At 72.1% G+C, this 1,248-nt stretch carries 1 protein-coding gene; it reads right to left on the bottom strand.

Annotated features, from left to right (window positions below; all coding sequences use genetic code 11):
- On the bottom strand, positions 1 to 1,248 hold a 1,248-nt coding region (locus DD1DGNOD_RS14905; protein WP_241255737.1), incomplete at both ends, for a biotin carboxylase N-terminal domain-containing protein.

Here is a 1,248-nt window from a genome sequence, read left to right as displayed (position 1 = left end):
CAGGCGGCTGGTCCGGTCGGTGCCGCCGTCACCGAGGAACAGGGCCGGCCGATCGTCCAGGAACGACGTGGTCACCCCTCCGGCCAGGAAGTCCTCCTCGGCCAGCAGCCGGTGCAGGAACTTCACGTTCGTGCGCACGCCACGTATCCGGAACTCCGCCAGCGCCCGGCGGGCCCGCGCGGTGGCCTGCTCCAGGTCGGCCCCCCGGGTCGTCACCTTGACCAGCAGCGAGTCGAAGTAGGGGGTGACCGCCGCGCCCTGGTAGGTCGCCCCGTCCAGACGTACGCCCGAGCCGCCCGGGGACTCGTATCGAGTGATCTTTCCGGTGTCCGGGCGGAACCCGTCCGCCGGATCCTCGGTTGTCACCCGGCACTGCACCGCGGCTCCGCGAATGCTGATCGACTCCTGGGACAGGCCCAGGTCGGCCAGGGTCGCGCCACCGGCGACCCGCAGCTGCGCCGCGACCAGGTCGACGCCGGTGACCTCCTCGGTCACGGTGTGCTCGACCTGGATGCGCGGGTTCATCTCCATGAAGGTGTGCGACCCGTCGGCGGCGACCAGGAACTCCACCGTGCCGGCGTTGACGTAGCCCACGTGCCGGGCGAACGCCAGCGCGTCCGCGCACAGCCGGTCACGCACGGCAGCGTCGAGCAGGGGAGCGGGCGCGACCTCGACGACCTTCTGGTGACGCCGCTGCACCGAGCAGTCCCGCTCGTAGAGGTGGACGACCTCGCCCGTGGCGTCGCCGAGTACCTGCACCTCGATGTGGCGGGGCCGGTCGAGGGCCTGCTCGAGGAAAACCGTTCCGTCCCCGAAGGCTGCCGCCGCCTCCCTGATCGCGCTCGTCACCGCATCGTCAAGATCCTCTGGACGGTTCACCCGGCGTAGCCCGCGGCCACCGCCGCCCGCCGACGCCTTCACGAACAGCGGGAAGCCCACTGCCGCGGCCGCCGCGGCTGCTGCCGCCGGCTCGGTCAACGGAGCCGACGCCCGCAGCACCGGCAGGCCCGCGGCCACCGCGGCCTCGCGGGCGGCCACCTTGTCCCCGGTCAGCCGCAGCACCTGCGGCGGGGGGCCGACGAACGTGACCTCGGCCAGCTCGCACGCCTGCGCCAACGCTTCGCTTTCGGACAGGAAGCCGTATCCCGGATGCAGTGCGTCCGCACCGACCCTCTTCGCCACCGCCAGCAGGGCGTCGATATCGAGGTAACCCCGAACGGGATGCCCGGGTTGACCTATCTCGTAGGC

Origin of the sequence: Candidatus Protofrankia californiensis (genome assembly GCF_900634765.1) — a bacterium.
Lineage (GTDB): Bacteria > Actinomycetota > Actinomycetes > Frankiales > Frankiaceae > Protofrankia > Protofrankia californiensis.
The sequence above is the reverse complement of the archived record's forward strand: the minus strand, read 5'-3'. Positions and strand labels throughout refer to the sequence as shown.